Genomic DNA, 26,860 nt, shown 5'->3' with positions numbered 1-26,860 from the left:
CCAAACGCCGTCCATAAGCCGCATTGTTCGGGCCGGTATGCCGACGCGGCGGGAGAGTGGCGGCAGCGCCACTTTGCCGGCCGTCCTGCGCTATGGCCCACCCCCTATCGTCCGTGACACCGATCGTCGCCCTTCCAGCAAGGTGCGGCGCCTTGAACGCCAGAGGAGGCGAACTATGAAACTGAACCGTCGTCAGGTTGGACTCGGCGGATTGGGCCTGCTTGCGGGGACGCTCGCGAGCACGCCCAGCAAAGCGGATTTCGGCTCCCTTCTCGGCCTCGACGAGGGGCTGGAGGATTTCTGGCTGGCCACGGATGCCTATATTTTCGGCTATCCCCTCGTCACCATGGAGATGACGCGGCGGGTCTTCACGAACGTCGCCAAGCCGGAGGGAACGCGCGCCCCGATGGGACAGATCATCAAGCTGCGGCAATACCCCACCGCGGCGTTCAAGGACGTCACCGCCCCCAACGCCGACACGCTCTACACCACGTCCTTCTTCGACGTCGGCAAGGAGCCCTGGGTCCTCAGCGTCCCCGACATGAAGGATCGCTACTTCCTCCTGCCGATGCTCGACGGCTGGACGAACGTGTTCCAGGTTCCCGGCAGTCGCACGACCGGGGCGGGCGCGCAGACCTACGCGATCACCGGGCCGGGCTGGACCGGGACGCTGCCCGAGGGCGTGAAGCAGTACAAGTCGCCCACCGACATGGTCTGGCTGCTCGGCCGCATCTATTGCACGGGCACGCCGGAGGATTACGCGGCGGTCCATGCGCTGCAGGACAAGTTCAAGCTGGTGCCGCTCAGCGCCTACGGCAAGGCCTACACGCCGCCGGCCGGCCATGTCGATCCGTCGATCGACATGAAGACGGCGGTTCGCGACCAGGTGAACCGGATGGATGCGGTCGAGTATTTCACCTTGCTGGCCGAGCTGATGAAGACCAATCCGCCGTCGGCCGCGGACGCCCCGGCGCTCGCCAAGTTCGCGAAGATCGGCCTCGTGCCCGGCAAGGATTTCGACGCGAGCAAGCTTCGGGCCGACTTCGCCAAGCGGATCCCGGAGATCGCCTTCGACCGCATCATGATCCAGTTCAAGATCAACAAGGACGTGCACGACATCGACGGCTGGGCCTTCACCACGAAGACCGGTCTCTACGGCACGGACTACCTGATGCGCGCGCTCGTCACCGCGATCGGCCTCGGCGCGAACCGGCCGCAGGATGCCGTCTATCCGACGTCGCAGAAGGACGCGGACGGCAGGAGCTATGACGGGGCCGACAACTACGTCATCCACTTCGACAAGGGGCAAGTCCCGCCGGTGGAGGGCTTCTGGTCGATCACCATGTACAACGACCAGTATTTCTTCGTCGAGAACCCGATCAACCGCTACTCGATCAGCCCGAGGCAGAACCTGAAGTACAATGCCGACGGGTCTCTCGACCTCTACGTGCAGAAGGCCTCGCCCGGCGCCGACCGGGAGAGCAACTGGCTGCCGGCGCCGGCGGGCAAGTTCTACCTGATGCTCCGCATGTATTGGCCGAGCGAGAGCAACCCGTCGCTCCTCGACGGCACCTGGACGATCCCGCCGGTCAAGAAGGTTGCCTGACGCGTCTTGCGATCCGGCGCAGTCGCGCCGGATCGCAAGGACTCGTCAAGACCAGAAGAGCAGACGGGCGTTCCCACCAAAGCGCACGCTGCTCCTGCGGCGGAGGGCGGCCGGTTTCCGGCAGCCCTCCGCCGCGACTTTTCCGGCGCCGATTCCGCCGGGACGGCGGCCTCGGCCGTGCACGCCGTCGGCTTCCACGGCTGCCGGTCAGGAGAGGCAGGCGGCCGGCCGATCCGCCGGAGCGCTGCCGCCGCAGGCCCGCGTCGCGGCCTCGCGCAGCCCCTGCCACAGCCGGTCGAGCGTCGGCCGCGGCCGGCCCGGAGGCGCTGCCGGCTCATCGGGCGCCGGCCAGAGCGGCAGGTCGGCAAGGTCGCGGCCGGTGAAGCCGGCCAGGGCCGGATCGGCGAGCAGGTCATATCCGGGCTCGGGCGGGGAGGGGCGGATAAAGCGGGAAAGCCAGGCGGCCATCGGCGTGCTCCAGCAGGGATGAGCCCTTATCCCAGCCGGAAAGGCACGCGAAAGAAATGGAGGATTGCACGCGGAGCCTATAGAAAACCTATATGGATCCATTGTCGCGCGTGCACCTGAAGGGATTGAGGGCCGTCGAGGCCGCCGGCCGGCTGGGCTCGCTGACCAAGGCCGCGGATTTCCTCAACGTGTCGGTCGGCGCGGTCAGCCAGCAGATCCTGAAGACTGAGAAGCAGCTCGGCCGCGGCATCTTCCGCCGCACGCCCCGCGGGCTCGAGCCGACGGAGTTCGGGGCCGCCCTGCTCGGCCACCTCTCGGTGGGCTTCCGGGCCCTGGCCCAGGGGATAGCCCTGGCCGAGCCGTCGCCGGAGCACTGCCTCACCGTCTCGATCGCACCGGTCCTGGCGGCGCGCTGGCTGGTGCCGCGCCTTTCCTCGTTCACGCGGGAACGGCCGGACCTTTCGATCCGGGTCGACGCCAACAAGGCGCTGGTCGAGCCCGGCGGGGCCGATGGCGACGTGGCCGTGCGGGTGGGGCGCGGCGGCTGGCCGGGCGTGCGGGCCGACAAGCTCCTGGACCAGCGCATCTTCCCGATCTGCAGCCCGTCCCTGGCGGCGCGATTGCGCCGCCCCGAGGATCTCGCCGAAGTCCCGGTGATCCGCGACCACGGCTCGGCCCTGCATTGGGCGACCTGGCTCGGCCCGCTCGGGCTCGACGAGAGCCTGCTGCGCTATGGCCCGGTCTATTCCGACGGCTCGCTGTGCCTCGATGCGGCGATCGCCGGCCAGGGGGTGATGCTGGCCTGGCAGACGCTTGCCTTCGACGCCATGGCGGCGGGGCGGGTCGTGGCGCCCTTCCCCTGGACCGCGACAACCGGCTTCGCCTACTGGTTCATCAGCGCCCGCGGCCGGCCGGTGCGGCCGGTCGAGGCGGCGTTCCACGGCTGGCTGGCGCGGGAGATGGCCTCGACCCTGGACGGGCCGATCTTTCAGGCCGTGCTCTGCGGCGGTGGCCGGCCCGCGCATGACAGGAGCGCGTCCGGCGCCCTTGCGGATGGCGGCGCCCGTCTCTAAACGATGCGGCATGACCGAGACGACATATGCGATCGGCGACATCCATGGTCGCCTGGACCTGCTGGATCAGTTGCTGGGCCTGATCGAGGCCGATGCGACGAAGCGCGCGAGCCGTGCGAAGATCGTGTTCACCGGCGACTATGTCGACCGCGGCGCCGACACCTTCGGCGTGGTGGAACGGCTCATTGCCGGGCCGCGTCGCCCCGGCGATCGCTTCGTCTGCCTGCGCGGCAACCATGACGACCTGTTCGTCCGTGCCGTGACCATCGGCGACGGCCTGCCGGACTGGGCCTGGACCATGTTCTGGCACACGATCGGCAGCTACGGCGCCAGCCGGAGCGGCGACTGGAAGACCTCGGCCGAGCTGCGCCGCCATGCCGAGCATCTCGCCGCCCTGCCGCTCACCCATGACGACGGCACCCACCTCTTCGTCCATGCCGGCATCCGCCCGGGCACGCCGATCGAGGAGCAGCTCGAAGAGGACCTGCTCTGGATCCGCGAGGAGTTCCTGCACCATGAGCAGCCGCTGCCGCGGCGTGTCGTCCACGGCCACACCATCATGGGCGACAATCCGGTGGTGACGCCGAACCGCATCTCGATCGACACCGGCGCCTACCGCTCCGGCATCCTCACCGCCGCGGTGCTGGACGGCGGCCCGGCCACTTTCCTGCAGGCGGTCGGCCCGATCGACCGCATCGCGCTGGTGCGCGAGGAACTGCTCAGCGCCCAGCTCGCCGGCCGCTCGGTGCCGCCGCATGTGCAGCGCGCCTACGACGCCTTCCTGGCCGGCGACATCGACCTCGCCGGGCTGAACGAGCGCAAGAGCCTGCAGCCGGCCTGAGCCGGGGGCCGCCTCAGCCGGCATCGATCAAGCGTGCCGCTGCAGCGACAGCGGCCTCGTACTGGGCGCGTTCGAAGGCGAACGGCCCGAAGTCGGAATAGTCGCGCTTGGGCCGGTGTGGCTGGCGGAAGCGCTCCCATGTCACCGAGCCGCCGGCGAGGCCGACATGGACGAACAGCGGCCAGCAGCCGGCGTCCCCGCATTCGCAGGAAAGGACGTGGATCTCGCCGGGCCGGTCGCGCGCGATCGCCCGGTCCTGTCCAAGGAAGTGGCTCGGCAGCCGCGTCAGGTGGTCCCGGGATAAGACCAATCCGCCATAGCCGCCTGCCGGATCATCATATCCCTTGGCGTGTTCGAAGGCGGCGACGCGGTCGGCCAGGCTCACCCCGTCCACGAGCGGCACGAGCGCCGCCTGTCCGCCATCCGCCTGTTCGCATCGAAAGCCGAGAATGTTCGCCATCCCGGGAGGATGGCGCGTTCGCCGCTCGCCGGTCAACGTCCCGCGGTGGCTCAGGCGTGGCGCAGCCTCCGGTCGAGGTGGGCCACGCCGTCGTCGGCGGAGGTGCCGGATCGCGGCTGCAGGTGCGGCCGCGACGGCGGCATGCGCGTTCCCACGGCGAACATGATCGCGCTCACGGCCGCGAAAGCGGCGAAAAGCAGGAACATGCCGGCGCCGCCGAACTTGCCGAGCATCAGGCCGCCGAAGGCCGGGCCGAGGAAATTGCCGATGGTCGAGAAGGAATGGGCGCCGAAATAGCTGCCCCGGTTGCCGGCATGCGATATGCCGTCCACCAGCAGGTATTCCGAGGGCACGACGAGGATCTCGCCGATGGTGAAGATCACCATCGACGCGGCGAACCCGAGGAAGCCGGCAGACGCCAGGAAGCCGATCTCGCCGGCGACGAACAGCAGGCAGCCCAGGACCAGGGCGGGCAGCGCGCCCACCCTTTCGATGAAGCGGCGGGCGATGGCGTTGCCCAGGAGGACCACGGCGCCGTTGATGGAGAGGAGATAGGCGAAGACCTCGACGCCGTCGTCCATCGCGCCGGTGAGATAGGGCGCCGCCGTCGCCGACCATTGGCCGTAGACCGCGATCATGAACGTCCCGCCGCCGACGAAGAAGGCGAGGCGCGGGTCGCGCATCGCCGCGCCGACGCTCTCGAAGATCGAGGGTTGGACGCTGGTGGTCCCGGCGCCGGCGGCCGAGGGCATGTCGAGGCGGTGGAGGGCCAGGGCGAACAGCAGGTAGAGGCAGCCGGCGGCGGTGAAGAGCGGCGCGAAGGCGGCGCCGGCCGCCACGCCGATCAGCGGGCCGACGGCCCAGCCGACATTGGTCGCCGTGTAGCGCCATGAAAAATATTTCAGGCGGTGCTCCGGCGGGCAGACGTCGCTCATCAGCGCGCGCGAGATCGGCTCGTAGATGGCGAGCGCCACCGCCGAGACGATCTGCGCGGCGCAGAACAGCGTGACCGTCCAGGCAAATCCCATGACGATCAGCGTGGCCGCGGTGGCGACCAGCGTCAGGACCAGCATGCGCCGGCGCCCGACCCGGTCCGACAGCGTGCCGGCGAACGGGGCGGCGATCGCGCCCAGCAGCGGACCGATGCCCATGAGCAGGCCGATGGCCGCCGGGCCGAGGCCGAAGCCCTGCTGCAGGCGTATCGCCAGGAACGACAGGCTCATCGCCCGGGCGATGTTGACGAGGCCGGCGCCGCCGACCAGGAAATAGATGAAGCGAAGGCTGCGGCCGTCGACGGTCACGACGCTGTCCCAAGGGAATGACGAGGCCTTCGTCATACGCTTCGGCGGTGATTCAAGCCATGCGGCTTTTCGAGGCCGCGCCGGAGGGGCCGGCCGCACGGCGCCGAGGCGAGCAAGAAACCCCTCTCCCGGCGGGAAAGGGGCCCGGTGCCTTCCCGTCAGGCGAAGTCGGCTGCCTCGAACACCGGGCGGATCTCGAGCTCGCTCGGGCCGGGCATCGGGTTGGGGCAGCGCTTGGCCCAGGCGACCGCTTCCGCCATGTCCTTGACCTGCCAGAGCCAGAAGCCGGCGACCAGTTCGCGCGTCTCGGGGAAGGGGCCGTCGATGACGGTCCGGCCCGGCCCGTCGAAGCCGATCCGCTTGCCCTTGGAGGACGGGTGCAGGCCCTCGCCCGCCAGCATGATGCCGGCCTTGATCAACTCGTCATTGTACTTGCCCATGGCCTCGAGCAGCTCGCGGGAGGGCATCATCCCGGTTTCGCTGTCGGCTGTCGCCTTCACCATGACCATCACGCGCATCGGCCGTTCTCCCTTGAAGATCGCGGCCCCATCGCCGCTTCGAACTCAAGACGAACGGAGCGGCGGCCGGCCGACAGGCCGGGGCGAAGTTTTTTGCGCGGCCTTCCGGAAACGCTGCGTCCCCGCCGCGGCCGGAGCCGCGGCGGGGACGAAGGCCGGCCAGACGGCCGGTGGCCTCAGTAGGTGGCGCGGCCGCCCGACACGTCGAAGACGGCGCCGGTGGAGAAGGAGCATTCCTCGCTGGTCAGCCAGGTGATGATGGCGGCGAGCTCGTCGACGGTGCCGAAGCGGGCCATCGGGATCTTGGAGCGCATGTAGTCGATATGCGCCTGGCTCACCTGCTTGAGGATCGGCGTGTCGACCGTGGCCGGGGTGATGGTGTTGACGGTGACGCCGGTCTGCGCCAGCTCCTTGCCGAGCGACTTGGTGAAGCCGACCACCGCCGCCTTCGAGGCCGAATAGGCCGAAGCCGTGGGGTTGCCTTCCTTGCCGGCGATCGAGGCGACGTTGACGATGCGGCCATAGCCGTTCTTCACCATGCGCGGCGCCACGAAGCGGTTGCAGTAGAACAGGCCGTGGACGTTGATGTCGAACACCCGCTTCCACTCGTCGACGGGATAGTCGACAACCATGGCGTTCTTGCCGGCGACGCCGGCGCTGCACACCAGCACGTCGATCTTGCCGAGATGGCCCTCGGCCTCGGCGGCGGCGCGCTCGACCTCCTCGGCCGAGGCGACGTCAAGGCGGATGCCGTGCGCCCTGGGGCCGAGCTCGGCCTTCACCGCCTCGATCTGCGCCGCGTCCATGTCCCAGATGCAGACGCTGCCGCCTTCGGCGACGATGCGCCGGGCGGTGGCGAGGCCGATGCCGGAGGCACCGCCGGTGATGATGGCGCCGCGGCCGGCATAGCGTTTGTCGAAGGTCATGGCTGCATCCTTGGGACTGGTCAGAACTGGGCGGCGTCGAAGCGCACGAGGCGCGCCTGCGGGTTGCGGTCGAGACCGAAGCCCGGCGCGTCCGAAACGTCAAGCCTCCCGTTCGCCGGCACGGGCTCGTTGGTGAACAGGTTGCCGAAGACCGGGGCGACGCTGCGTCCGTCCGGGCTGTTGGCGACATATTCGCAGAAGGGCGAGTTGGGCTGCGCCATGACGAAGTGATAGCTGTAGGGCCCGCTGCCATGCGGCACGACCGAGACGTCGTAGGCGGCGGCATGGGCGGCGATGCGCAGGAGCTCGGTGAGGCCGCCGGCCCACATCACGTCCGGCTGCAGGATGTCGACGGTGCGGTGCTCGATCAGCTTGCGGAAGCCGTAGCGCGAATATTCGTGCTCGCCGGTGGTCCATTTCACCGTCGGCAAGGCGCGCTTGAGATGGTCGAACCCGTCGAAATCGTCGGGATGCAGCACCTCCTCCCACCAATGGATGCCGAGATCGGCGCAGGCGGAGGCGACCTCGATGGCGTAGGGCACGGTCAGCGACATGTAGCAGTCGACCATCAGCGGGTAGTCCGGGCCGACCGCCTCGCGATGGGCGGCGAGGAAGGCGCGGTTGGCCTTGACGCCGGCCGGGCCGTCGGCCGGACCGTGCGGCAGCGGCACCTTGCCGCCCCAGAAGCCCATGCGCCGGGCCTCGGCGGGCAGCGGGCCGGTGCAGTAGAAGCCGATGTCCGGCTTGGTGCGGCCGCCGATCATCTTGTAGACCGGCTCCTGGCGGATCTTGCCGATCAGATCCCAGAGCGCCAGGTCGACCACGCTGATCGTGGCGAGCGGCAGGCCCTTGCGGCCGTAGAACATGCTGGCGCGAAACATCTGGTCCCACAGCATGTTGGTGTCGCGCGGATCGGCGCCGATCAGGAAGCGGCGAAAATGCTTCTCGACCAGCCAGCAGGCGACCGGGCCGCCGAAGCCGGTGGCAAAGCCGACATTGCCGCGGTCGTCCTCGATCTCGATCAGGATCGAGCCGAGCACGTCGATGCCCCAGCTCAGGCGCGAGGCCTTGTAGGGGGCATAGCCCGACATCGGGTTGGAGATCAGGCTGTCGATGATCCAGTGGCCGCCCTTCTGGCGGTGATAGTCGCCGCCGTCGCCGGCGCCTTCGACCAGATGGGTGCGGATGTCGACGATGCGGGGCGAAGCCATGGCAATGTCCTTGGTGAAAAAGAAGAGGCGGCGCGCCGCTATTGCAGGTTGACGAACATGCCGCCGTCGACCAGCAGCGCCGCGCCGGTGACGTAGCGCGCCATGTCGGAGGCGAGGAACACGACGCAGTCCGCCACGTCGTCGGGCTCGCCCAGGCGGCCGAGCGGGATGCGCTTGTTGAAATAGTCGAGCTTGTCGGGGGAGGAGAGGTCCTCCTTGTTGAGGTCGGTCAGGATCGCCCCGGGCAGCACCGAGTTGCAGCGGATGCCGTAGGGGCCGAGGGCGATGGCGCAGGACTGCATCAGCGAATGCACGCCCGCCTTGGTCGGGGTGTAGTGGGTCTGCAGGCCGCCGCCGACCAGGGCGCTGATCGAGGAGGTGGCGATGACGGCCCCGCCCTTGCCCTGCGCCTTCATCCGGTTGGCCGCGGCCTGCACCACGTAGAAGGCGCCATGCAGGTTGACCTCCATGGTGTGCCTGAGCATCTGCGGGGGCAGGTCGAGAAAGGCGTGGAAGGGGCAGATGCCGGCATTGGAGGCCAGCACGTCGACCGCGCCGAAGGCCTTCACGGCGGCGGCGACCAGCGCCTGGCCGGTCCCGGGATCGGCGACGTCGCCTTCCAGTGCGATCGCCCGCCGGCCGGCGGCGCGGATCTCCTCCGTGACATCGTCGACGGCGCTGCGACGGCCGTGGCCGGCGTCGTTCTCGGCCCAGTAGTTGATGACGACGTCGGCGCCGTGGCGCGCGGCCGCGACGGCGATGGCCGCGCCGATGCCGCGCGAGCCGCCTGTGACGATGACGCTCTTGCCCTGGAGAAGCATGGTCGGTTCCCTCTTCCGCCTCAGGCCCGCCGCGGCGTCGGCTCGGCCTTGCCCATCAGCTGCATGGCCTCGACCGTGGTCTGCCGGATGCTGCCGAGATGGACGCGCATGGCGGCGACGGCAGCATCGGTCTCGCCGCGTTTCAGCGCCTTGACAATGGCATCATGCTCGGCGGCGCTGCGGGCGACCACGCCGGGGATCTCGGAGGCGACGCGGCGATATTCCATGCCGAGCTCGTAGAGCGACTGGGCGGTGCGCTCGAGGAAGGGGTTGCCGGCGAGCGCCATCAGGGCGCGGTGGAACTCCAGGTCGACGATGCGGAAGCCGACGGGATCGCCGGCCATCTCGTAGCCGCTGGCGACCATGCGCTCGAGCTGGGCGAGCATGGCCGGATCGATCCGGCCGGCGCCGAGGCGCAGCAGTTCGCCTTCGACGGCGATACGCGCCTCGTAGAGGCTGTCGACCGTGGTCTCGTCGAGCGGGATCACCAACTGCAGCGGCGCGACCAGCCGGGACGGGGCGAGGTCGGTGACGTAGCAGCGCCCGCCCTGGCGGCTCTCGACCACGCCGAGGATCGACAGGCCGCGCAACGCCTCGCGGATGACCGGCCGGCTGACCTGCATGACCTCGGCGAGCTCGTGCTCGGTCGGCAGCTTGTCGCCGGGCCGCAGCGTGCCGGCGCCGATCTGGCGCAGGATGCGCTCGGCGACATGCTCGGCCGCAGGCTTCCGGTTGAGGGGCTCGATGGAGTCGAGAAGCGACATGGCGCCGTCCGCAATCTGGTGAGGGGATGCGTTCGCATCCCGACGCAGCCCGGTCCGAGTGGCCGCCGTCAAGGTGGAATCTGCAGGCTTATTTCTTGTCAGTCAACTTTCAAATTTTATTTCTAGAACGGAAAATTTTTAAAATTCATATATATCAATATGTTGCACTTTATCATGTATCGATTTCGGCGAGGTTTCGAAGGTTTCCACGTTGACAGGGCTTGAAAAAGCCGACCTATGATGCCCGCGTAAACGCGGCGCGGGCGCCGTGAAGAGACGGTATGGGGCGCCGGAACGGGCCCCGCGGGACGAACGCCAGACTGTGAGGAACCCCATGAGAGTCCTGAAAGCGGCCCTTCTCGGGCTGTCGGTGCTTGCCGTGATGCCAGCCGCCCAGGCGGCCGACGACCTCGTGGTCGGCGTGACCTATCTCGATGCGCAGGGCTTCTATGCCGGCGTGCGCAAGGGCGTGCAGGTCGGCGGCACCGAGCTCGGCAAGAGCCTGCAGATCATCGAGACCAACGTCGCCGCCGACGTCGGCAAGGAGGCCTCCTTCATCGACCGGCTGATCTCGGCCGGCTCGCAGGTCATCGTGGTCTCGGCGGTCTCGCCGGAAGGGTCGGTGAAGGCGATCAAGCGCGCCAACGAGGCCGGCATCCCGGTGGTGTGCTACAACACCTGCATCGGCGATGCCGACATGAAGAAATACGTCTACGCCTACGCCGTCGGCGACCCCTTCACCTTCGGCTACAAGATCGGCCAGGTCGCGGCGGCCGACTTCGAGAAGGCCGGCAAGAAGGAGCCGAAGATCGCCATTCTCAACTGCGAGTTCGTCGACGTCTGCGTCCAGCGCCGCAAGGGCTTCGAGAAGGCGCTGAGCGAGAAGGTTCCCGGCTACAAGGTCGTCGCCAACCAGGAGGCGACCATCCTCGACAAGGCGATCACCACCGGCGAGAAGATCATCACCGCCAACCCCGACATCGACGCCTTCTGGGGCGAGTCCGGCGGCGCGGCGCTCGGCGCGGCCAAGGCGATCCGCAACCAGGGCAAGGCCGGCTCCATGGTCGCCTACGGCTCGGACATGACCACCGAGATCGCCCAGGAGATCATCGCCGGCGACGTGCTGCGGGCCACGGTCGACGTCTCCGGCCAGGCGCTCGGCAAGCTCGCCCTGGCGCAGGCGATCAACGCTATCGAGAAGAAACCGCAGGGCGAGATGATCGTGCAGAACCCGATCGATCTCTACACCAGCGCCGACCAGGCCAAGGCCTGGCTCGCCGCCCACCCCGACGGCCTGCCGTGAGCTGAGCCGGGCGGAACGCCGGCTGCCCTTGCTCGCGCAGAGGGCGGCCGCTCGTCCGCGGCAGGCTTCCGGCGCCGCTCGCAAGACCGTGCGGCGGACCTCCTGCGCCGCCCGTCATTCCAGACGCGCTCTCCCGAGCCACCGTCCCCAGGGCCTTTCCGCCATGCCGACCAGCGCCGCCCAAGCACGCCCCGCCGAAGCGCCGATCGTCGCCAGCCTCTCCGGCGGCGTGAAGCGCTATGCGGGCGTGCTGGCGCTCGACAATGTCGACTTCACCATCCGCGCCGGCGAGGTCCGGGCCCTGCTCGGCAAGAACGGCGCCGGCAAGTCGACCCTGATCCGCCTGCTGACCGGGGCCGAGACGCCGGACGAGGGCGAGGTCGCGATCGCCGGGCAGGTGCTCGACCGGGCCGGCGAGAACCGCACCAGCCAGGCGGCGGCGCTCGGCGTGCGGCCGGTCTACCAGGAGCTCAGCCTGGTCGCCGGCATGAGCATCGCCGAGAACATGTTCCTCGGCGTCTGGCCGCGCCGCTTCGGCGTGCTCGACCATGCCGACATGGCGGCCCGGGCCCGCGAGGCGCTGGCCAATCTCGGCCTGGCGCTCGACCCCGGCCTTCTGGTCGCCAGCCTGAGCCCGGCCGAGCGGCAGCTGGTCGAGATCGCCCGGGCGATGATGGGCGAGCCGCGCCTCGTCATCCTCGACGAGCCGACCTCCTCGCTCGCCGCCGCCGAGGTCGAGCTGGTGTTCGCCGCCGTGCGGCGCATGCAGGCCCGCGGCGTGGCGGTGATCTATGTCAGCCACCGCATGAAGGAGATCCGCGAGATCGCCGACAACGCCACCGTCATGCGCGACGGCCGCTCGGTCTCGACCCTGGCGGTGAAGGACGCCGATACCCGCGACATCGTGCGCATGATGCTCGGCCACGACGAGAAGCGCGACGAGATGGTCGTGCCGCATCCGCAGGGCCCGGTGCTGCTGGCGGTGCGCGACATCGTCGCCCGCCCCAAGCTCGACGGCGTCGGCTTCGACCTGCACCGGGGCGAGGTGCTCGGCATCGCCGGCCTGCTCGGCTCCGGCCGCACCGAGCTCCTGCGCATCATCGCCGGGCTCGACCAGCCCCAGTCCGGCTCGATCGCGGTCGACGGCCGCGACATCGGCCGGCCGGCCTACCATGCCATGCTGGAGCGCGGCTTCGGCCTGACGCCGGAGAGCCGCAAGGACGACGGCATCGTGCCGCTGCTCGGCATCGACGAGAACACGGTGATGACCGCGCCGCAGCGCGTCTCCGCCTGGGGCGTGCTGTCCTGGCCGCGCATCGCCGCCGCGACGAACGACATCGTCCGGCGCATGAGCGTCAAGGCGCCGCACACGACCACGCCGATCGCCACGCTCTCCGGCGGCAACCAGCAGAAGATCGTCATCGGCCGCTGGGTCTATGCCCAGAGCCGGGTGCTGCTGCTCGACGAGCCGACCCGCGGCGTCGACGTCGAGGCCAAGAGCCAGATCTACGCCATCATCCGCCAGCTCGCCGCCGAGGGCAAAAGCATCATCTTCGTCTCCAGCGAGATCGAGGAACTGCCCAAGGTCTGCGACCGGGTGCTGGTGCTGCGCGAGGGACGCATCGGCGAAGCCTTCACGGCGCCGGGCATCGACGCCGACCGCCTGCTGACCGCCAGCATGGCTGGCCATTCCCACTGAGACGAGATCCGACGATGGCTTCACAGACCGCGGGCAAGGAGCAGGGGCGCTGGAACTTCCAGAAGATGAACGAGGTCGGCCTCATCGTCATCATCGCCCTGCTCTATCTCGTCTTCTGGTTCTATGCCCGCAACTTCCTGACCTTCCGCAACCAGGTGACCATCCTGCGCGACGCCGCCGCCTTCGGCATCGCCGCCTGGGGCGCGACGCTGATCATCATCGCCGGCGAGATCGACATCAGCGTCGGGCCGATGGTCGCCTTCGTCTCGGTGATCTTCGCCTATCTCCTTAAGCTGGAGACGCCGCTGGTGGTGGCGCTGGTGCTGGCCTTCGGGCTCGGCGCCGGCCTGGGCGCGGTGGCCGGCGTGCTGCGCGCCTATTTCGACGTGCCCTCCTTCATCGCCACCCTGGGACTGTGGAGCGCCCTCGGCGGGCTGGCGCTCTACATGACCCAGGCCATCCCGGTGACCTATCCGGGCAACGCCTTCCTCGACCTGCTGGAGGGCAACATCCTGGGCGTGCCGACGGCGGCGGTGATCATGCTGGCGCTGTTCGCTCTCTTCACCTTCATCAGCCGCAAGACGGCCTTCGGCCGCGCGGTCTTCGCCATCGGCGGCAATGCCGCGGCGGCGCACCTGGCCGGCATCAAGGTCAAGCGCATCCGCGTGCTGCTCTTCGCCATCTCCGGCCTGCTCGCCGCCGTCACCGCGATCCTGCTGACGGCGCGCAACGGCATCGGCGACCCCGGCGTGTCGCGCAGCGGCCTGGAGTTCGACGTGATCGCGGCCGTGGTGGTCGGCGGCACCGCGCTGTCGGGCGGGCGCGGCTCGATGCTGGGCACGCTGCTCGGCATCTACATCATCTCGCTGATCGGCAACGGCCTGGTGCTGCTCGGCTTCGACTCCTTCCTCCAGCCGGTGGTGCGCGGCGCCATCATCGTCGCCGCCGTGCTGCTCAACATCCTGGCGAGCCGCGCCAATGCGCGCCGCAGCCTGAAGGCGTGAGGGCGGACATGACCGCGATCGATTGCGACGTGCTGATCGTCGGCTCCGGCCCCTCCGGCGCCGTGTTCGCCCAGCGGGCGCGCGAGGCCGGCCTGTCCGTCGTCTGCCTGGAGCAGGGCGAGTGGGTCGACTACGACAAGGCCCGCTCCGACAAGCCCGAATTCGAGCTCACCGCCGGGCGCGACTGGCAATATGTGCCGACGAAGCGGGACAATCCCGGCGACTTCCCGATCGCGGTGGAAGATTCCGACATCGTGCCGCTCTACTGGAACGGTGTCGGCGGCTCCTCGATCTCCTGGGCCGCCAACTGGATGCGCAACCTGCCGTCCGACTTCCGGGTGCGCACCCTCGACGGCGTCGCCGACGACTGGCCGATTTCCTATGCCGACCTGATGCCGCACTACGCCCGCACCGAGCGCGAGTTCGGCGTCTCCGGCGTCGGCGGCGACCCGATGTATCCGGGCCAGGACGACCTGATGCCGCCGGTCGACCTGACCGAGGCGGGCCGCACCGTCGCCGCCGCCCACAACCGGCTGGGCTGGCACTGGTGGCCGGGCACCAATGCCATCGCCACCGTGCCGCGCGGCCCGTTCCAGCCCTGCCAGCAGCGCACCGCCTGCATGTGGGGCTGCATCGAACGCGCCAAGGCGTCCACCGACCGCAGCCACTGGCCGGCGCTGCTCCAGGGCGGCGCCCGGCTGGTCACCGGCGCGCGTGTCGTCCGCCTCGAGCTCGACGCCGCCGGCCTGGTGCGCGGCGCCGTCTATGTCGACCGCGCCACCGGCAGGGAGCATCTCGTCCGCGGCGGCGTGACCGTGCTGGCCGGCAACGCCATCGGCACGGCGCGCATCCTGCTCAACAGCCGCGGCGCCGGCCATGCCGACGGCGTCGCCAACGGCTCGGGCCTGGTCGGCAAGCGCCTGATGCTGCATCCGACGGCGGCCGTGGTCGGCCTGTTCGACCGGCCGCTGGAGAGCTTCCGCGGCGCCTGGGGGCAGGTGGCCTACACGCTGAACTTCTACGAGACCCACAAGGACCGCGACTTCGTCCGCGGCTCGAAATGGAGCCTGCAGCCGACCGGCAGCCCGGCGCAGATCGCGCGGCGCTGGCCCTGGGGCGACGAGAACCAGCTCTGGGGCGAGAACTTCCATGACGAGTTCGCCCGCCGCTTCGGCCGCTCGGTGTCCTGGGGCATCATCTGCGAGGACCTGCCGGACGAGGCCAACCGGGTCGAGCTCGACCCGGACGCTCCCGACGACACCGGCATGCCGGGCGTGACGATCCGCTACAAGACCGGCGAGAACTCCCGGCGCATGCTGCGCTTCATGGCGGCGCGCGCCCGCGAATCCCTGGTCGAGGCCGGCGCCTATCGCACCGTGGTGGCGCCGCAGAGCCGGGAGTCGGGCTGGCACATCCTCGGCACCGCCCGCATGGGCACCGATCCGGCGGCAAGCGTGGTCGACCGCCACGGGCGCTGCCACGAGGTGCCCAACCTGTTCATCGTCGACGGCAGCGTCTGGCCAACCTCGGCCGGGGTCAACCCGACCGCGACCATCGCCGCCTTCTCGTCCTGGAGCGCGGCGCATCTCGTCGCGAGCCGGTCCAGCCAGAGGTTGCCGTCATGAGCGCTGCGGACGCCGGAACTCTCGATGCCGCGGAGCGCAGCGTCTTCGCTGCCCTGGCCGACACGCTGATCCCGCCGGCGGCGGGCAAGCTCTCGGCCAGCGAGGCGGGCATCGCCGGCCCGCTGCTGCAGCGGATCGAGGAGCACGTGCCCGAGCGCCTGGCGCTGCTGCGCGCCGTCATCGGCCATGCCGCCTCCAGGGGCGTCGCGGATGCGCTGGCGACGCTCAAGGTCGAGGACGCGGCGAGCTACGACGCTTTCTGCGAGACGGTGGCGGCCGCCTATTTCATGGCGCCGGCGGTGCGCGAGGGCGTCGGCTTTCCCGGCCGCGTCGCCGTCCCCGCCCGCGCCGATGCCGCAGCCATGGAGGATCTGCTGCTGCCGGTGCTGGAAGCGGGCTTTGCCCCGCGCGGCTATCCCGGCTGAGCGGGGGGCGCGGCCGTGCCGATCCCCTCGCGCGCCTCGAAGCCGCCGGCGATTTCGAATAGGGTCCCCCCGATGCTGGGGGAACCGATGCCCATCGACCTGATCACGCCGATCGACCGCAAGCCCGCCGCCGAGCGGGTCGCGTCCCGCCTGATGGAACTGATCCAGAGCGGCAACCTCTCGGCCGGCGACAAGCTGCCCCATGAGGTCGAGCTCGCCAACGCCCTGCAGGTCAGCCGGCCGACGGTGCGCGAGGCCCTGCGCGGCCTGTCCATGCTCGGCGTCGTCGAGACCCGGCAGGGCGATGGCTGCTACGTCACCGATCTGAAGCCGGAGCGGCTGATCGCGCCGCTGTCCTTCGCCGTCTCGCTCGACAAATACACCAGCGAGACCCTGTTCCGGGCCCGGGCGGTGATCGACCCGGCCCTGGCCGCCGATGCCGCCACCCGGGCGAGCGAGGCGGACATGGACAAGCTCGAGCAGTTCGTCGCCGTCGGCTATGGCAGCGTCAAGGACCCGATCGCCTTCCGGGTGATGGACCTGGAGTTCCACGGCACGATCAACCGCATCGCCGACAATCCCTTCCTGATGCAGGTGGCGCGCTCGCTCTACGAGCTGGGCATCGACGTGCGCCGCATGGCCTCGGAGACGGCCGGCGTGCTGGAGCAGAGCGCCAGGGACCACGACGCCATCGCCCGTGCCGTGCGCGCTCGCGATCCGGCCGCGGCGGCGCAGGCCATGCGCGACCACGTCGCCCATATCGAGCGCACCACTTTCGAGGCCATGAAGCGCCGGGCGCGGCGCAAGCGGCCGGACAAGAGCTGACCCCGGCATCCCGCCGGCCCAAGGACCCGGACCCTCATGACGACAATGCTGGCCGCCTATCTGCCCGGAAACTCCACCGTGGCTCTGCGCGAGATCGCCCGGCCGGAGCCGGGCATCGGCCAGGTCCGCCTGAAGATGCGGGCCTCCGGCATCTGCGGCAGCGACATCAAGTACATCTACCACCAGCATGTCGGCTCCAAGCAGAGCGGCGCCGCCTATCTCGACGTGGTGGCCGGGCACGAGCCCTGCGGCGTGGTCGAGGCCCTCGGCCCGGGATGCCGGCATTTTCGCGAGGGCGACCGGGTGCTGGTCTACCACATCTCCGGCTGCGGCTTCTGCCCGAGCTGCCGGCGCGGCTACCAGATCAGCTGCACCGACCCCGAGCGCCGCGCCTATGGCTGGCAGCGCGACGGCGGCCATGCCGAGTACCTGATCGCCGACGAGCGCGACCTGGTGGCCTTGCCGGACTTCCTCAGCTTCGAGGACGGCTGCTTCATCTCGTGCGGCGTCGGCACCGCCTATGAGGGCATCCTGCGTGGCAACGTCTCGGGCAGCGATTCGGTGCTGGTGGTCGGGCTCGGCCCGGTCGGCATGGCGGCGCTGATGCTGGCCGGCGGGCGCGGGGCCAAGAAGCGGATCGGCGTCGACACCCAGCCCGAGCGCATCGAAACGGCCCGGCGTCTCGGCCTGCTCGACGAGGGCTTCGTCGCCGGTCCCGACGCGCTCGCCGCCATCAATGCGGCGACGAAGGGCGGGGCCGACGTGGCGGTCGACTGCTCCGGCGCGCCGCAGGGGCGGCTGCTGGCCCTGCAGGCGACCGCGACCTGGGGGCGCTGCGTCTTCCTCGGCGAGCAGGACACGGTGCAGTTCCGCGTCAGCGAGGATCTGATGCACCGCCAGCGCCAGATCATCGGCTCCTGGGTGACCAGCCTGCACAACATGGAGAAGTGCTGCCGCGACCTGGCCGACTGGGGCCGCCACCCCGACGCCATCGTCACCCATCGCTTCCCGCTTGCCGCCGCCAGCCAGGCCTATGCCGTGATGGCCGAGGGCAAGTGCGGCAAGGTCGTCATCACGATGGATTGAGCCATGCCCGATATCGTCCTCGACAATGGCCGTCTCGGCCTGGTGGTCACCACCGCGGGCGGCTGCATCTGGCGCTTCTTCGCCCGGCGCGGCGGCGAGGAGGTGGCGCTGCTGCGCGAGCCGCCGCCGGGGCCGGAGCGCACGCCGCTGCAGGCGGCCTGCTTCCCGCTGGTGCCCTTCGGCAACCGCGTCTCCGGCAACACCTTCGCCTTCGAGGGCCGGACCCATCGGCTCGAGCCCAACATGCCGTGGGACCCGCATTATCTCCACGGCGACGGCTGGACCAGCCCCTGGCAGGCCGAGGCCGTCTCGGCCGCCGCCCTGGACCTCACCATGTCCCATGGCGGCGGCTCGCCCTATGCCTATGCCGCCCGGCAGAGCTTCGCGCTCGCCGGCGACACCCTGTCGGTGCGTCTGGCCGTGACCAATACGGGCGAGGCGGCCCTGCCGTTCGGCCTCGGCTGGCATCCTTATTTCCCGCTGACGCCGGCGACCCGCCTCCAGGCCCCGGCCGGGGCGTTCTGGGAGGAGGGGGAGGGCTGGCTGCCGACCCGGAGCGCCGTTCCGCCGGCCGATCTCGACTTCAGCCATCCGAAGTCCCTGCCGCGGCACTGGGTCAACAACGGCTTCGAGGACTGGGGCGGCACGGCCGACATCGTCTGGCCGGACCGGGCCATGGCGCTGCGGCTCGAGGCCGACCCGCTGTTCGGACGCTACTTCCTGTTCGTCTCCGATCCCGCCTTCGACCCGGGCTATGCCCATGACTTCTTCTGCCTGGAGCCGATGAGCCACAGCGCCGACGCCCATAACGGCAAGGGTGGCGGGCTGGTGGTGCTCCGCCCCGGCGAGACGCTGGCCGGCAGCATGCGGTTGACCGCGCTCGACCGCTCGTGAATGGTTGGTCCGACAATTTGCGCCGGCCGGCTCTCGCCCCGGTGCCGGGACAACTGGCATGGACCATGACGACGTCGTTGCCGCGCTCCGGCGCATGGGACTGGTCGGCGCCGGCGAGGCGCCGCGGCTGACGCCGCTGACCGGCGGCGTCTCTTCCGACATCCACCTGGTCGAGACCGGCGGCCGCCGCTTCTGCGTCAAGCGGGCGCTCGCCCGGCTCAAGGTGGCGGCGGTCTGGGAAGCCCCGCTCGGCCGCAACGCCGCCGAAGCGGCCTGGATGCGGGCGGTGGCGGGCTGGCTGCCGCAGGCCGTGCCCGAAGTGCTGGGCGAGGATGCCGACGCGGGCCTGTTCGCCATGGCCTTCCTGCCGCCGGCCGAGAACCCGGTGTGGAAGGCCGAACTGATGGCCGGCCGCGTCGATCCCGCCTTCGCCGCGGCGGTCGGCCGGGCTCTGGCGACGATCCATGCCCGCAGCGCCGCCGAGCCGGACCTGCCGGCCCGCTTCGCCCATGACGAGACCTTCGAGGCGATCCGGATCGAGCCCTATCTCAGGGCGACCGGCCGGGCCCATCCGGCGCTGGCGGCGCGCCTGGAGGCGTTGGCCGCGACGACGCTGGCGACGAAACGTGCCCTGGTGCACGGCGACGTCAGCCCCAAGAACATCCTGTGCGGCCGGCGGGGCCCGGTGTTCCTCGACGCCGAATGCGCCTGGTTCGGCGATCCGGCCTTCGATCTCGCCTTCTGCCTCAACCATTTCCTGCTGAAAGGCGCACGCTCGGGCATTGATCGCCGCATCTATGGCGGCGCCTTCGAGGCCCTGGCCGAGGCCTATCGCGCCGGAGTCGCCTGGGAAGACCCGGCGACCCTGGAGGCGCGGGCGGCGGCACTGCTGCCGGCGTTGTTCCTGGCCCGGATCGACGGCAAGTCGCCGGTCGAATATCTCGCCACCGACGGGGAGAAGGAGGCCGTGCGCCGCTGCGCCGTGCCGCTCGTCGCCGCACCGCCCGCCCGCCTCGCCGATATCGCCGCCCTCTGGATGCAACAGCCATGACCGAGCCCGTCATCACCGCCGTCCACGCCCGCCGGATCTGGGATTCCCGCGGCCGGCCGACCGTCGAGGCCGAGGTTCGGCTCAGCGACGGCGCGCTCGGACGCGGCATCGCCCCGGCCGGCGCCTCGCGCGGCACGCGCGAGGCCGTCGACCGGCGCGACGGCGGCGAGCGCTTCGGCGGCCTCGATGTGCAGGGGGCGCTCGCCAGCCTGCGCGCGGAGATCGCGCCGGCCCTGGTCGGGCGCTCGCCCTTCGACCAGGCCGGCGTCGACGCGACGCTGGTCACGCTCGACGGCACGCCGACCAAGGCCCGGCTCGGCGGCAACGCCACGGTGGCGGCCTCGCTCGCGGTGCTGCACGCGGCTGCGGCGAGTCGGGGGCTGCCGCTCTGGCGCCATCTCGCCGGGGAGGAGGTGGTGATGCTGCCGCTGCCCGAGATCCAGATCTTCGGCGGCGGCGCCCATGCCGGGCGGCGCACCGACATCCAGGATTTCATGGTGATGGCACCGTGCGCCGGCAGCTTCGCCGAGGCGCTGGAGGTGACGGCCGAGGTCTATCGCGCCGCCGGCGCTGTGATGGCCGAACGCGGCCTGCTGCAGGGCGTCGCCGACGAGGGCGGCTGGTGGCCGGCCTTCGCCTCCAACGAGGAGGCGCTCGACACGCTGGTGCTGGCGATCGAGCGCGCCGGCTTCACCCCCGGAGAGGAAGCGGCGATCTCGCTCGACATCGCCGCCTCCGAATTCGGCCGCGGCGGCCGCTACCGGCTCGGCCTGGAAGGACGCGAGCTCGACCGCGACGGCATGGCCGAATACCTGCTCGGCTGGTGCGAGCGCTACCCCATCCTGTCGATCGAGGATCCCTTCGCCGAGGACGACGCGGACGGCCTTGCCCGCTTCACCGCCGCGGTCGGCGACCGCATCCAGGTCATCGGCGACGACTTCCTCGTCACCAATGCCGTGCTGGTGGCCGAGGCCGCGGCAGCCCGTACGGTCAATGCGGTGCTGGTCAAGGTCAACCAGGCCGGCACGGTCAGCGAGGCCCGCGCCGCCTGCGAGGCCGGCCGCGAAGCCGGCTTCGGCACCATCGTGTCGGCGCGCTCGGGCGAGACCGAGGACGTGGCCATCGTCCACCTCGCCATCGGCTGGCATGCCGGCCAGCTCAAGGTCGGCTCCTTCGCCCGCTCCGAGCGCATGGCGAAATGGAACGAGGCGCTGCGCATCGAGGAGGAGCTCGGCCCGAAGGCGCGCTTCGCCGGCCTCGACGCCATGCCGTTCCGGCGGCGGGCGCAGGCCGGCTGATGGGCCCGATGCCTACTCGACGAATTCGGCGAGGTTGCCGAGCGTCGACTTCAGGCCGACATCGTGGTCCTCGGGCCGGATGCCGGGCGGGACATCGTCGCAGACGATGCGCACCAGCGTTCCGTCGGGCTGGGAAGACAGGCTCCAGGCCATCGTCATCGCGCCCGCGAAGGCCGGATCGTCGGACTGGAAGGTGACGACCTGGACGACGCGCTCGTCCGGGACCAGCTCGACGAAGCGGCCCTCGACCACGTCCGTGTCCTCGGCGGTCTTGCCGCGCACCGACGGGTCGCTCTCGCCATAGGTCAGGACCATCCGGTAGGAGCCGCCGACGCGCGGATCGAAGGCCTCCAGGCGCGCGGTCATGCCCTTCGGCGGCAGCCATTTCACCAGGGCATCCGGATTGAGAAAGGCCCGGTAGATGGCCTGCGGCGACGCCCTGACGATGCGCGAGGCGGTGTCGGTCCTTCCCGGTGTCGGCGTGCTGGTCATGGCCCGGTCCCTCCTCGTGCCTCGAAGCGCCCGGTTCCGGCGGCGTGGAGCGGAACGCCGGCCCGTCCCAGCCGAAACGAACGGACGCCGACCCCAGTTCCGGCCGGGGCCGAGGGAACGAAGGTTCGATGCTCCCTAGAGCAAAGCGCGTTTTGGCGGAAACGCGCGTTGCTCTAACTCCTTGTTTCGACGCGTCTTTGCGACTTGACGCGATTCCGTCAAATCGCAAAACGCTTTAGTGCGACGGGGCCGAGGTGGCTGCTTCCTTGTCGTGCACGGCGAAGCGCTCGACCATGGTGGCGCTCGCCGCGTTCAGGCCGACGACCTCGACCTTGCGGCCGTGGCGGCGGGCCTTCAGCACCACGCGGTCCAGCGCGGCGACGGCGGAGATGTCCCAGAAGTGGGCGGCGCCGACGTCGATGACGATCGTCTCCACCGGCTCGGTGACGTCGATGGCGTCCGCGAAGGTCCCTGCGGAGGCGAAGAACACCTGCCCCTCCACCCGATAGGTCCGCACGCCCTCGTCCGGCGACAACGTCGAGGTGACCCGGCTGAGGCGCGACACCTTGCCGGCGAAGAACACGCCGGACAGCAGCACGCCGACGGCCACGCCGATCGCGAGGTCCGAGGTGGCGACCACGGTCGCCACCGTCGCCAGCATCACCACCGAGGACGGCACCGGGTTGGTGCGCAGGCGGGCCAGCGAGCGCCAGGAAAAAGTGTTGATCGAAACCATGATCATGACGGCGGTCAGCGCCGCGACCGGGACGATGGCCAGGAGATCCTGGAGCGCGACCAGCAGCACCAGGAGGAAGCCGCCGGCGACGAGGGTCGACAGCCGGCCCCGGGCGCCGGAGGAGACGTTGATCACCGACTGGCCGATCATGGCGCAGCCGCCCATGCCGCCGAACAGGGCCGAGGCGATGTTGGCGAGGCCCTGGCCGGTGCATTCCCGGTTCTTGTTGCTGGTGGTATCGGTCAGGTCGTCGACGATCTGGGCGGTCAGCAGCGATTCCAGGAGGCCGACCGCTGCGAGGGTGAGCGACACGGGCGCGAGGATGCGCAGCGTCTCCAGCGTCAGCGGCACCGAGGGCAGGCCGAACTCTGGCAGGGACGACGGCAGTTCGCCGAGATGCGCGACCGTGCGCACGTCGAGCCGGAGCACGAGGGTGATCACGGTCAGCACGGCGATCGCCACCAGCGGCGAGGGGACCGCCTTCGTAACCCTGGGGAACAGGTAGATGATGGCGAGGCCCAGCGCGATCAGCCCGTAGGTCGCCGGCGGCACGCCGACCAACTGCGGCAGCTGCGCCAGGAAGATCAGGATCGCGAGGGCGTTGACGAAGCCGGTCATCACCGATTGCGACACGAAGCGCATCAGGCGCCCGAGCTTGAGAAAGCCGGCGATGATCTGAAAGACACCCATCAGGACGGTGGCGGCGAACAGGTATTGGACGCCGTGATCGCGGACGAGGCCGGTCATCACGACAGCCGTCGCGGCCGTGGCCGCGGAGATCATGGCCGGCCGCCCGCCCGCGAAGGCGATGACGATGGCGATCACGACCGAGGCGAACAGACCGATCTTGGGATCGACCCCGGCGATCACGGAGAAGCCGATCGCTTCCGGGATCAGCGCCAGGGCGACGACGATGCCGGAGAGGACATCGCCGCGGATGTTGGCGAGCCAGTCGCGGCGGAAAGATGATTGCATGCTCATGGAGATTGATGTCCGCAATAGACGTGCGCTCGCCGCCGCGACGCCATGCGCGGTCGGCCGGAGGGGTCATTTGCGTTGTCCGGCGGATCAGCGGCCGGAAGAGCCACCCGGGGTCTCACCGGGTCCAGTCGAATGCTCCTCCATAACGCGCCGGAACATCGGATTGCAACACGGGAGCTGCGCGGTTCAGGGCGAGCGGGTGAATGAACGGGCGACGAACGGCTGGCGAACCGAATCTGTCGCAATCCTGTGATTCGCGGGAGGATGGTTGGGATGGCGATATCCTCGCCACCCTGGATGCCGCGCAACATGCCGCCGCCCCAGCGTCGGCGAAAGGCGCTGTTCACGGGATGGAGGGCTTCCGGCGGCCAGCTCCGATCCGGGGCGTCCTTCGCGCCGGCAGAGGGCGCTTGCTCGGCGGTTCGGGGATCGGAACGGCAAAAAGCCCGCGGTCCCTGGGGGACGGCGGGCTTTTTTGCGTTGGTTGCGGGGGCAGGATTTGAACCTGCGGCCTTCAGGTTATGAGCCTGACGAGCTACCGGGCTGCTCCACCCCGCGGCAGGGTCGTCGGTGTCGGTGCCCGACAACCGGAGACGGGAGCATGATGAAGAGGAATTGTCCTTGGCAGGCCTGGCGACGACCTACTCTCCCAGGTCTTGAGACATAGTACCATCGGCGCGGAGGAGTTTAACGGCCGAGTTCGGGATGGGATCGGGTTCAGGCTCCTCGCTCAGGCCACCAGGCCGGCGAAAGACAATTGAAGCAAGCGGTCCTGCGTGTGCGGCCGGCGAACCGTTCGGTTCGCGGCTGTTGCGACGAACTTCGTTCGCGCAGTCGACAAATCTTGCGATTTGCGACGTGAGCATTGGCAATGAGAGCGATCAAGCCGATCAAGCGATTAGTACCGGTTAGCTGCGCGCCTCGCGGCGCTTCCACACCCGGCCTATCAACGTGGTGGTCTACCACGGCTTTCAAGGGAGAACTCATCTTGAGGTGGGTTTCCCGCTTAGATGCCTTCAGCGGTTATCCCGACCGTACATAGCTACCCTGCACTGCGGCTGGCGCCACAACAGGTCCACCAGAGGTACGTCCATCCCGGTCCTCTCGTACTAAGGACAGATCCTCTCAATTCTCCTACGCCCACACCAGATAGGGACCAAACTGTCTCACGACGTTTTGAACCCAACTCACGTACCACTTTAATCGGCGAACAGCCGAACCCTTGGGACCTTCTCCAGCCCCAGGATGTGATGAGTCGACATCGAGGTGCCAAACGATTCCGTCGATATGGACTCTTGGGAATCATCAGCCTGTTATCCCCGGCGTACCTTTTATTCGTTGAGCGATGGCCGTTCCACAACGGACCACCGGATCACTATGGCCGACTTTCGTCTCTGCTCGACGTGTCAGTCTCGCAGTCAGGCGGGCTTATGCCATTGCACTCGACGACCGATTTCCGACCGGTCTGAGCCCACCTTCGCACGCCTCCGTTACTCTTTGGGAGGCGACCGCCCCAGTCAAACTACCCACCATACACTGTCCCGGAACCGGATGACGGTCCGCGGTTAGACATCCATGTTCATAAGGGTGGTATTTCAAGGGTGGCTCCACGAGAGCTGGCGCCCTCGCTTCAAAGCCTACCACCTATCCTACACATGCAAACACGAATGCCAGTGTAAAGTTATAGTAAAGGTGCACGGGGTCTTTCCGTCTAAGTGCAGGTACCCCGCATCTTCACGGGGAATTCAATTTCACTGAGTTGATGCTGGAGACAGCGGGGAGATCGTTACGCCATTCGTGCAGGTCGGAACTTACCCGACAAGGAATTTCGCTACCTTAGGACCGTTATAGTTACGGCCGCCGTTTACCGGGGCTTCGATTCAAAGCTTGCACCTCTCCTCTTAACCTTCCGGCACCGGGCAGGCGTCAGACCCTATACGTCGCCTTGCGGCTTAGCAGAGCCCTGTGTTTTTGTTAAACAGTCGCCACCCCCTAGTTTGTGCCCCTCGCCAATGGTTGCCCACCAACGAGGCCTCCTTATCCCGAAGTTACGGAGGTAAATTGCCGAGTTCCTTCAGCATCATTCTCTCAAGCGCCTTGGTATACTCTACCAGTCCACCTGTGTCGGTTTCGGGTACGGTCTCACGTGGAGGCTGTTTCCTGGAACCCCGAGGCCGCCTGATCAATCCGATAAGACCGGACGACGGTTGGGATTCGTCACCTTCCACTGGTTGCGGAATATTCACCGCATTCCCATCGACTACGCTTTTCAGCCTCGCCTTAGGGGCCGACTAACCCTGCGCAGATTAGCTTTACGCAGGAACCCTTGGACTTTCGGCGACAGTGTCTCTCACACTGTTTGTCGTTACTCATGCCAGCATTCGCACTTCCAATACCTCCAGCAGCCCTCACGGGTCCGCCTTCACAGGCCTATGGAACGCTCCGCTACCGCGTGCTTGCGCACACCCACAGCTTCGGCTCGTGGCTTGAGCCCCGGTACATTGTCGGCGCAAAGACCCTTGTTTAGACCAGTGAGCTGTTACGCTTTCTTTAAAGGATGGCTGCTTCTAAGCCAACCTCCTGGTTGTTATGGGATCCTCACATCCTTTCCCACTTAGCCACGAATTGGGGGCCTTAGCTGGTGGTCAGGGTTTTTTCCCTCTCGACGACGGACGTTAGCACCCGCCGTCTGTCTGCCGCACATTGCTTCCAGGTATTCGGAGTTTGGTTAGGTTTGGTAGACCGGTAAGATCCCCTAGCCCATCCAGTGCTCTACCCCCTGGAGCATTCATGCGACGCTCTACCTAAATAGATTTCGCGGAGAACCAGCTATTTCCGAGTTTGATTGGCCTTTCACCCCTAGCCACAAGTCATCCGAGGCTTTTTCAACAGACACCGGTTCGGTCCTCCAGTGGGTGTTACCCCACCTTCAACCTGCTCATGGCTAGATCACATCGGTTTCGGGTCTAATAAGACGGACTGAACGCCCTGTTCAGACTCGCTTTCGCTGCGCCTACACCTATCGGCTTAAGCTCGCCCGTCTCACTAAGTCGCTGGCCCATTATACAAAAGGTACGGTGTCACCCAGGCTCTCGCGAACCTCGGGCTCCACCTGTTTGTAGGCATCCGGTTTCAGGATCTCTTTCACTCCCCTCGTCGGGGATCTTTTCACCTTTCCCTCACGGTACTGGTTCGCTATCGGTCACTGAGGAGTACTTAGGCTTGGAGGGTGGTCCCCCCATGTTCAGACAGGATTTCACGTGTCCCGCCCTACTCAAGTCCCTGCCTCTTCCTGCTCCATACGGGGCTATCACCCGCTAAGGCCCACCTTTCCATGTGGTTCTGATCAGAATCGGCAGGGCACTGGCCTGGTCCGCGTTCGCTCGCCACTACTAGCGGAGTCTCGGTTGATGTCCTTTCCTCCAGGTACTTAGATGTTTCAGTTCCCTGGG

At 68.5% G+C, this 26,860-nt stretch carries 23 protein-coding genes, 1 tRNA gene, 2 rRNA genes and 1 other annotated feature (1 of these 27 only partly in view); of the genes, 13 read left to right on the top strand and 13 right to left on the bottom strand.

Going from position 1 to position 26,860, the window contains the following annotated elements:
- Positions 1 to 175 precede the first annotated feature (175 nt).
- The gene (locus AC27L4_RS06860) at positions 176 to 1,606 is read left to right on the top strand and encodes a DUF1254 domain-containing protein (protein WP_487141325.1); all 1,431 of its coding nucleotides are present in this window, start codon (positions 176 to 178) and stop codon (positions 1,604 to 1,606) included.
- Between the two features lie 207 nt (positions 1,607 to 1,813).
- Here AC27L4_RS06860 and AC27L4_RS06855 read toward each other — a convergent pair whose 3' ends face one another.
- Positions 1,814 to 2,074, bottom strand: a complete 261-nt coding sequence (locus AC27L4_RS06855; RefSeq protein ID WP_487141324.1) for a hypothetical protein — start codon at positions 2,072 to 2,074, stop codon at positions 1,814 to 1,816.
- A 92-nt stretch (positions 2,075 to 2,166) separates the two neighbouring features.
- On the opposite strand from AC27L4_RS06855, the gene AC27L4_RS06850 reads away from it, so the two are divergent.
- Both AC27L4_RS06850 and AC27L4_RS06845 read left to right on the top strand, forming a co-directional pair.
- Complete coding sequence (locus tag AC27L4_RS06850; protein ID WP_487141322.1) at positions 2,167 to 3,147, top strand: LysR substrate-binding domain-containing protein; 981 nt, start codon at positions 2,167 to 2,169, stop codon at positions 3,145 to 3,147.
- Between the two features lie 10 nt (positions 3,148 to 3,157).
- Positions 3,158 to 3,988, top strand: a complete 831-nt coding sequence (locus tag AC27L4_RS06845) for a metallophosphoesterase family protein (RefSeq protein ID WP_487141321.1) — start codon at positions 3,158 to 3,160, stop codon at positions 3,986 to 3,988.
- A 13-nt stretch (positions 3,989 to 4,001) separates the two neighbouring features.
- Here the strand turns inward: AC27L4_RS06845 and AC27L4_RS06840 are convergent, their stop codons facing one another.
- From AC27L4_RS06840 to AC27L4_RS06810, 7 genes are all read right to left on the bottom strand, one after another.
- Complete coding sequence (locus AC27L4_RS06840; RefSeq protein WP_487141320.1) at positions 4,002 to 4,484, bottom strand: hypothetical protein; 483 nt, start codon at positions 4,482 to 4,484, stop codon at positions 4,002 to 4,004.
- Between the two features lie 14 nt (positions 4,485 to 4,498).
- The gene (locus AC27L4_RS06835) at positions 4,499 to 5,749 is read right to left on the bottom strand and encodes an MFS transporter (protein WP_487141319.1); all 1,251 of its coding nucleotides are present in this window, start codon (positions 5,747 to 5,749) and stop codon (positions 4,499 to 4,501) included.
- 158 nt (positions 5,750 to 5,907) lie between these two features.
- Positions 5,908 to 6,267 (bottom strand): YciI family protein, encoded by a 360-nt coding sequence (locus tag AC27L4_RS06830; RefSeq protein WP_487141316.1) that lies wholly within the window; start codon positions 6,265 to 6,267, stop codon positions 5,908 to 5,910.
- Between the two features lie 176 nt (positions 6,268 to 6,443).
- Entirely contained in the window at positions 6,444 to 7,193 is a 750-nt protein-coding gene (locus AC27L4_RS06825) for an SDR family NAD(P)-dependent oxidoreductase (protein ID WP_487141315.1), read from the bottom strand.
- Between the two features lie 20 nt (positions 7,194 to 7,213).
- Positions 7,214 to 8,404 carry an L-rhamnonate dehydratase gene (gene rhmD, locus AC27L4_RS06820; RefSeq protein ID WP_487141314.1) on the bottom strand — a complete coding sequence of 397 codons (1,191 nt, stop codon included), beginning with the start codon at positions 8,402 to 8,404 and terminating at the stop codon, positions 7,214 to 7,216.
- 38 nt (positions 8,405 to 8,442) lie between these two features.
- Positions 8,443 to 9,225, bottom strand: a complete 783-nt coding sequence (gene lra1, locus AC27L4_RS06815; RefSeq protein ID WP_487141313.1) for an L-rhamnose 1-dehydrogenase Lra1 — start codon at positions 9,223 to 9,225, stop codon at positions 8,443 to 8,445.
- A gap of 20 nt (positions 9,226 to 9,245) precedes the next feature.
- Positions 9,246 to 9,989: a FadR/GntR family transcriptional regulator gene (locus AC27L4_RS06810; protein ID WP_487141311.1), complete on the bottom strand. Its 744-nt coding sequence runs from the start codon at positions 9,987 to 9,989 to the stop codon at positions 9,246 to 9,248.
- Positions 9,990 to 10,323: 334 nt separating this feature from the next.
- Here AC27L4_RS06810 and AC27L4_RS06805 point away from each other — a divergent pair, with 334 nt between their 5' ends.
- The 10 genes from AC27L4_RS06805 (at position 10,324) to eno (ending at position 21,199) form a co-directional block, all read left to right on the top strand.
- On the top strand, positions 10,324 to 11,292 hold the full coding sequence (locus tag AC27L4_RS06805) for a substrate-binding domain-containing protein (RefSeq protein ID WP_487141309.1): 969 nt from the start codon (positions 10,324 to 10,326) through the stop codon (positions 11,290 to 11,292).
- Positions 11,293 to 11,455: 163 nt separating this feature from the next.
- The gene (locus AC27L4_RS06800; protein WP_487141308.1) at positions 11,456 to 12,991 is read left to right on the top strand and encodes a sugar ABC transporter ATP-binding protein; all 1,536 of its coding nucleotides are present in this window, start codon (positions 11,456 to 11,458) and stop codon (positions 12,989 to 12,991) included.
- A 14-nt stretch (positions 12,992 to 13,005) separates the two neighbouring features.
- Positions 13,006 to 13,995, top strand: coding sequence for an ABC transporter permease (locus tag AC27L4_RS06795; RefSeq protein WP_487141307.1), 990 nt, complete (start codon positions 13,006 to 13,008; stop codon positions 13,993 to 13,995).
- A gap of 8 nt (positions 13,996 to 14,003) precedes the next feature.
- Positions 14,004 to 15,620: a GMC family oxidoreductase gene (locus AC27L4_RS06790; RefSeq protein ID WP_487141306.1), complete on the top strand. Its 1,617-nt coding sequence runs from the start codon at positions 14,004 to 14,006 to the stop codon at positions 15,618 to 15,620.
- The gene (locus AC27L4_RS06785) at positions 15,617 to 16,045 is read left to right on the top strand and encodes a hypothetical protein (protein ID WP_487141305.1); all 429 of its coding nucleotides are present in this window, start codon (positions 15,617 to 15,619) and stop codon (positions 16,043 to 16,045) included. Before AC27L4_RS06790 ends, AC27L4_RS06785 begins: the two co-directional genes overlap by 4 nt.
- 87 nt (positions 16,046 to 16,132) lie before the next feature.
- Entirely contained in the window at positions 16,133 to 16,870 is a 738-nt protein-coding gene (locus tag AC27L4_RS06780; RefSeq protein WP_487141304.1) for a FadR/GntR family transcriptional regulator, read from the top strand.
- 36 nt (positions 16,871 to 16,906) lie between these two features.
- Positions 16,907 to 17,956, top strand: a complete 1,050-nt coding sequence (locus tag AC27L4_RS06775; RefSeq protein ID WP_487141303.1) for a zinc-dependent alcohol dehydrogenase family protein — start codon at positions 16,907 to 16,909, stop codon at positions 17,954 to 17,956.
- Positions 17,957 to 17,959: 3 nt separating this feature from the next.
- On the top strand, positions 17,960 to 18,850 hold the full coding sequence (locus AC27L4_RS06770) for an aldose 1-epimerase (RefSeq protein WP_487141302.1): 891 nt from the start codon (positions 17,960 to 17,962) through the stop codon (positions 18,848 to 18,850).
- Positions 18,851 to 18,908: 58 nt separating this feature from the next.
- Positions 18,909 to 19,901, top strand: a complete 993-nt coding sequence (locus AC27L4_RS06765; protein ID WP_487141301.1) for a phosphotransferase family protein — start codon at positions 18,909 to 18,911, stop codon at positions 19,899 to 19,901.
- Entirely contained in the window at positions 19,898 to 21,199 is a 1,302-nt protein-coding gene (eno, locus tag AC27L4_RS06760; protein ID WP_487141300.1) for a phosphopyruvate hydratase, read from the top strand. Before AC27L4_RS06765 ends, eno begins: the two co-directional genes overlap by 4 nt.
- A gap of 12 nt (positions 21,200 to 21,211) precedes the next feature.
- Here eno and AC27L4_RS06755 read toward each other — a convergent pair whose 3' ends face one another.
- From AC27L4_RS06755 to AC27L4_RS06735, 5 genes are all read right to left on the bottom strand, one after another.
- Positions 21,212 to 21,691: an SRPBCC family protein gene (locus AC27L4_RS06755; RefSeq protein ID WP_487141299.1), complete on the bottom strand. Its 480-nt coding sequence runs from the start codon at positions 21,689 to 21,691 to the stop codon at positions 21,212 to 21,214.
- 235 nt (positions 21,692 to 21,926) lie between these two features.
- Entirely contained in the window at positions 21,927 to 23,408 is a 1,482-nt protein-coding gene (locus tag AC27L4_RS06750) for a SulP family inorganic anion transporter (protein WP_487141298.1), read from the bottom strand.
- Between the two features lie 73 nt (positions 23,409 to 23,481).
- Positions 23,482 to 23,537: a sequence feature (sul1 is cis-regulatory element that is thought to sense ions involved in sulfur or methionine metabolism; They are found in Alphaproteobacteria), on the bottom strand.
- A 352-nt stretch (positions 23,538 to 23,889) separates the two neighbouring features.
- Positions 23,890 to 23,966, bottom strand: a tRNA-Met gene (locus tag AC27L4_RS06745).
- A 70-nt stretch (positions 23,967 to 24,036) separates the two neighbouring features.
- A 5S ribosomal RNA gene (rrf, locus tag AC27L4_RS06740) occupies positions 24,037 to 24,151 on the bottom strand.
- A 134-nt stretch (positions 24,152 to 24,285) separates the two neighbouring features.
- Positions 24,286 to 26,860: ribosomal RNA gene (locus AC27L4_RS06735) — 23S ribosomal RNA — on the bottom strand; it runs 253 nt beyond the window's last position.

This window comes from Labrys sp. Lb11, assembly GCF_057554225.1.
The sequence above is the reverse complement of the archived record's forward strand: the minus strand, read 5'-3'. Positions and strand labels throughout refer to the sequence as shown.

Excerpts from the sequence above, each read along its gene's own strand:
- AC27L4_RS06860 (WP_487141325.1), top strand. The coding sequence starts at position 176 with ATGAAACTGAACCGTCGTCAGGTTGGACTCGGCGGATTGGGCCTGCTT.
- AC27L4_RS06855 (WP_487141324.1), bottom strand. The coding sequence starts at position 2,074 with ATGGCCGCCTGGCTTTCCCGCTTTATCCGCCCCTCCCCGCCCGAGCCC.
- AC27L4_RS06850 (WP_487141322.1), top strand. The coding sequence starts at position 2,167 with ATGGATCCATTGTCGCGCGTGCACCTGAAGGGATTGAGGGCCGTCGAG.
- AC27L4_RS06845 (WP_487141321.1), top strand. The coding sequence starts at position 3,158 with ATGACCGAGACGACATATGCGATCGGCGACATCCATGGTCGCCTGGAC.
- AC27L4_RS06830 (WP_487141316.1), bottom strand. The coding sequence starts at position 6,267 with ATGCGCGTGATGGTCATGGTGAAGGCGACAGCCGACAGCGAAACCGGG.
- AC27L4_RS06825 (WP_487141315.1), bottom strand. The coding sequence starts at position 7,193 with ATGACCTTCGACAAACGCTATGCCGGCCGCGGCGCCATCATCACCGGC.
- rhmD (WP_487141314.1), bottom strand. The coding sequence starts at position 8,404 with ATGGCTTCGCCCCGCATCGTCGACATCCGCACCCATCTGGTCGAAGGC.
- lra1 (WP_487141313.1), bottom strand. The coding sequence starts at position 9,225 with ATGCTTCTCCAGGGCAAGAGCGTCATCGTCACAGGCGGCTCGCGCGGC.
- AC27L4_RS06810 (WP_487141311.1), bottom strand. The coding sequence starts at position 9,989 with ATGTCGCTTCTCGACTCCATCGAGCCCCTCAACCGGAAGCCTGCGGCC.
- AC27L4_RS06805 (WP_487141309.1), top strand. The coding sequence starts at position 10,324 with ATGAGAGTCCTGAAAGCGGCCCTTCTCGGGCTGTCGGTGCTTGCCGTG.
- AC27L4_RS06800 (WP_487141308.1), top strand. The coding sequence starts at position 11,456 with ATGCCGACCAGCGCCGCCCAAGCACGCCCCGCCGAAGCGCCGATCGTC.
- AC27L4_RS06795 (WP_487141307.1), top strand. The coding sequence starts at position 13,006 with ATGGCTTCACAGACCGCGGGCAAGGAGCAGGGGCGCTGGAACTTCCAG.
- AC27L4_RS06790 (WP_487141306.1), top strand. The coding sequence starts at position 14,004 with ATGACCGCGATCGATTGCGACGTGCTGATCGTCGGCTCCGGCCCCTCC.
- AC27L4_RS06785 (WP_487141305.1), top strand. The coding sequence starts at position 15,617 with ATGAGCGCTGCGGACGCCGGAACTCTCGATGCCGCGGAGCGCAGCGTC.
- AC27L4_RS06780 (WP_487141304.1), top strand. The coding sequence starts at position 16,133 with ATGCCCATCGACCTGATCACGCCGATCGACCGCAAGCCCGCCGCCGAG.
- AC27L4_RS06775 (WP_487141303.1), top strand. The coding sequence starts at position 16,907 with ATGACGACAATGCTGGCCGCCTATCTGCCCGGAAACTCCACCGTGGCT.
- AC27L4_RS06770 (WP_487141302.1), top strand. The coding sequence starts at position 17,960 with ATGCCCGATATCGTCCTCGACAATGGCCGTCTCGGCCTGGTGGTCACC.
- AC27L4_RS06765 (WP_487141301.1), top strand. The coding sequence starts at position 18,909 with ATGGACCATGACGACGTCGTTGCCGCGCTCCGGCGCATGGGACTGGTC.
- eno (WP_487141300.1), top strand. The coding sequence starts at position 19,898 with ATGACCGAGCCCGTCATCACCGCCGTCCACGCCCGCCGGATCTGGGAT.
- AC27L4_RS06755 (WP_487141299.1), bottom strand. The coding sequence starts at position 21,691 with ATGACCAGCACGCCGACACCGGGAAGGACCGACACCGCCTCGCGCATC.
- AC27L4_RS06750 (WP_487141298.1), bottom strand. The coding sequence starts at position 23,408 with ATGAGCATGCAATCATCTTTCCGCCGCGACTGGCTCGCCAACATCCGC.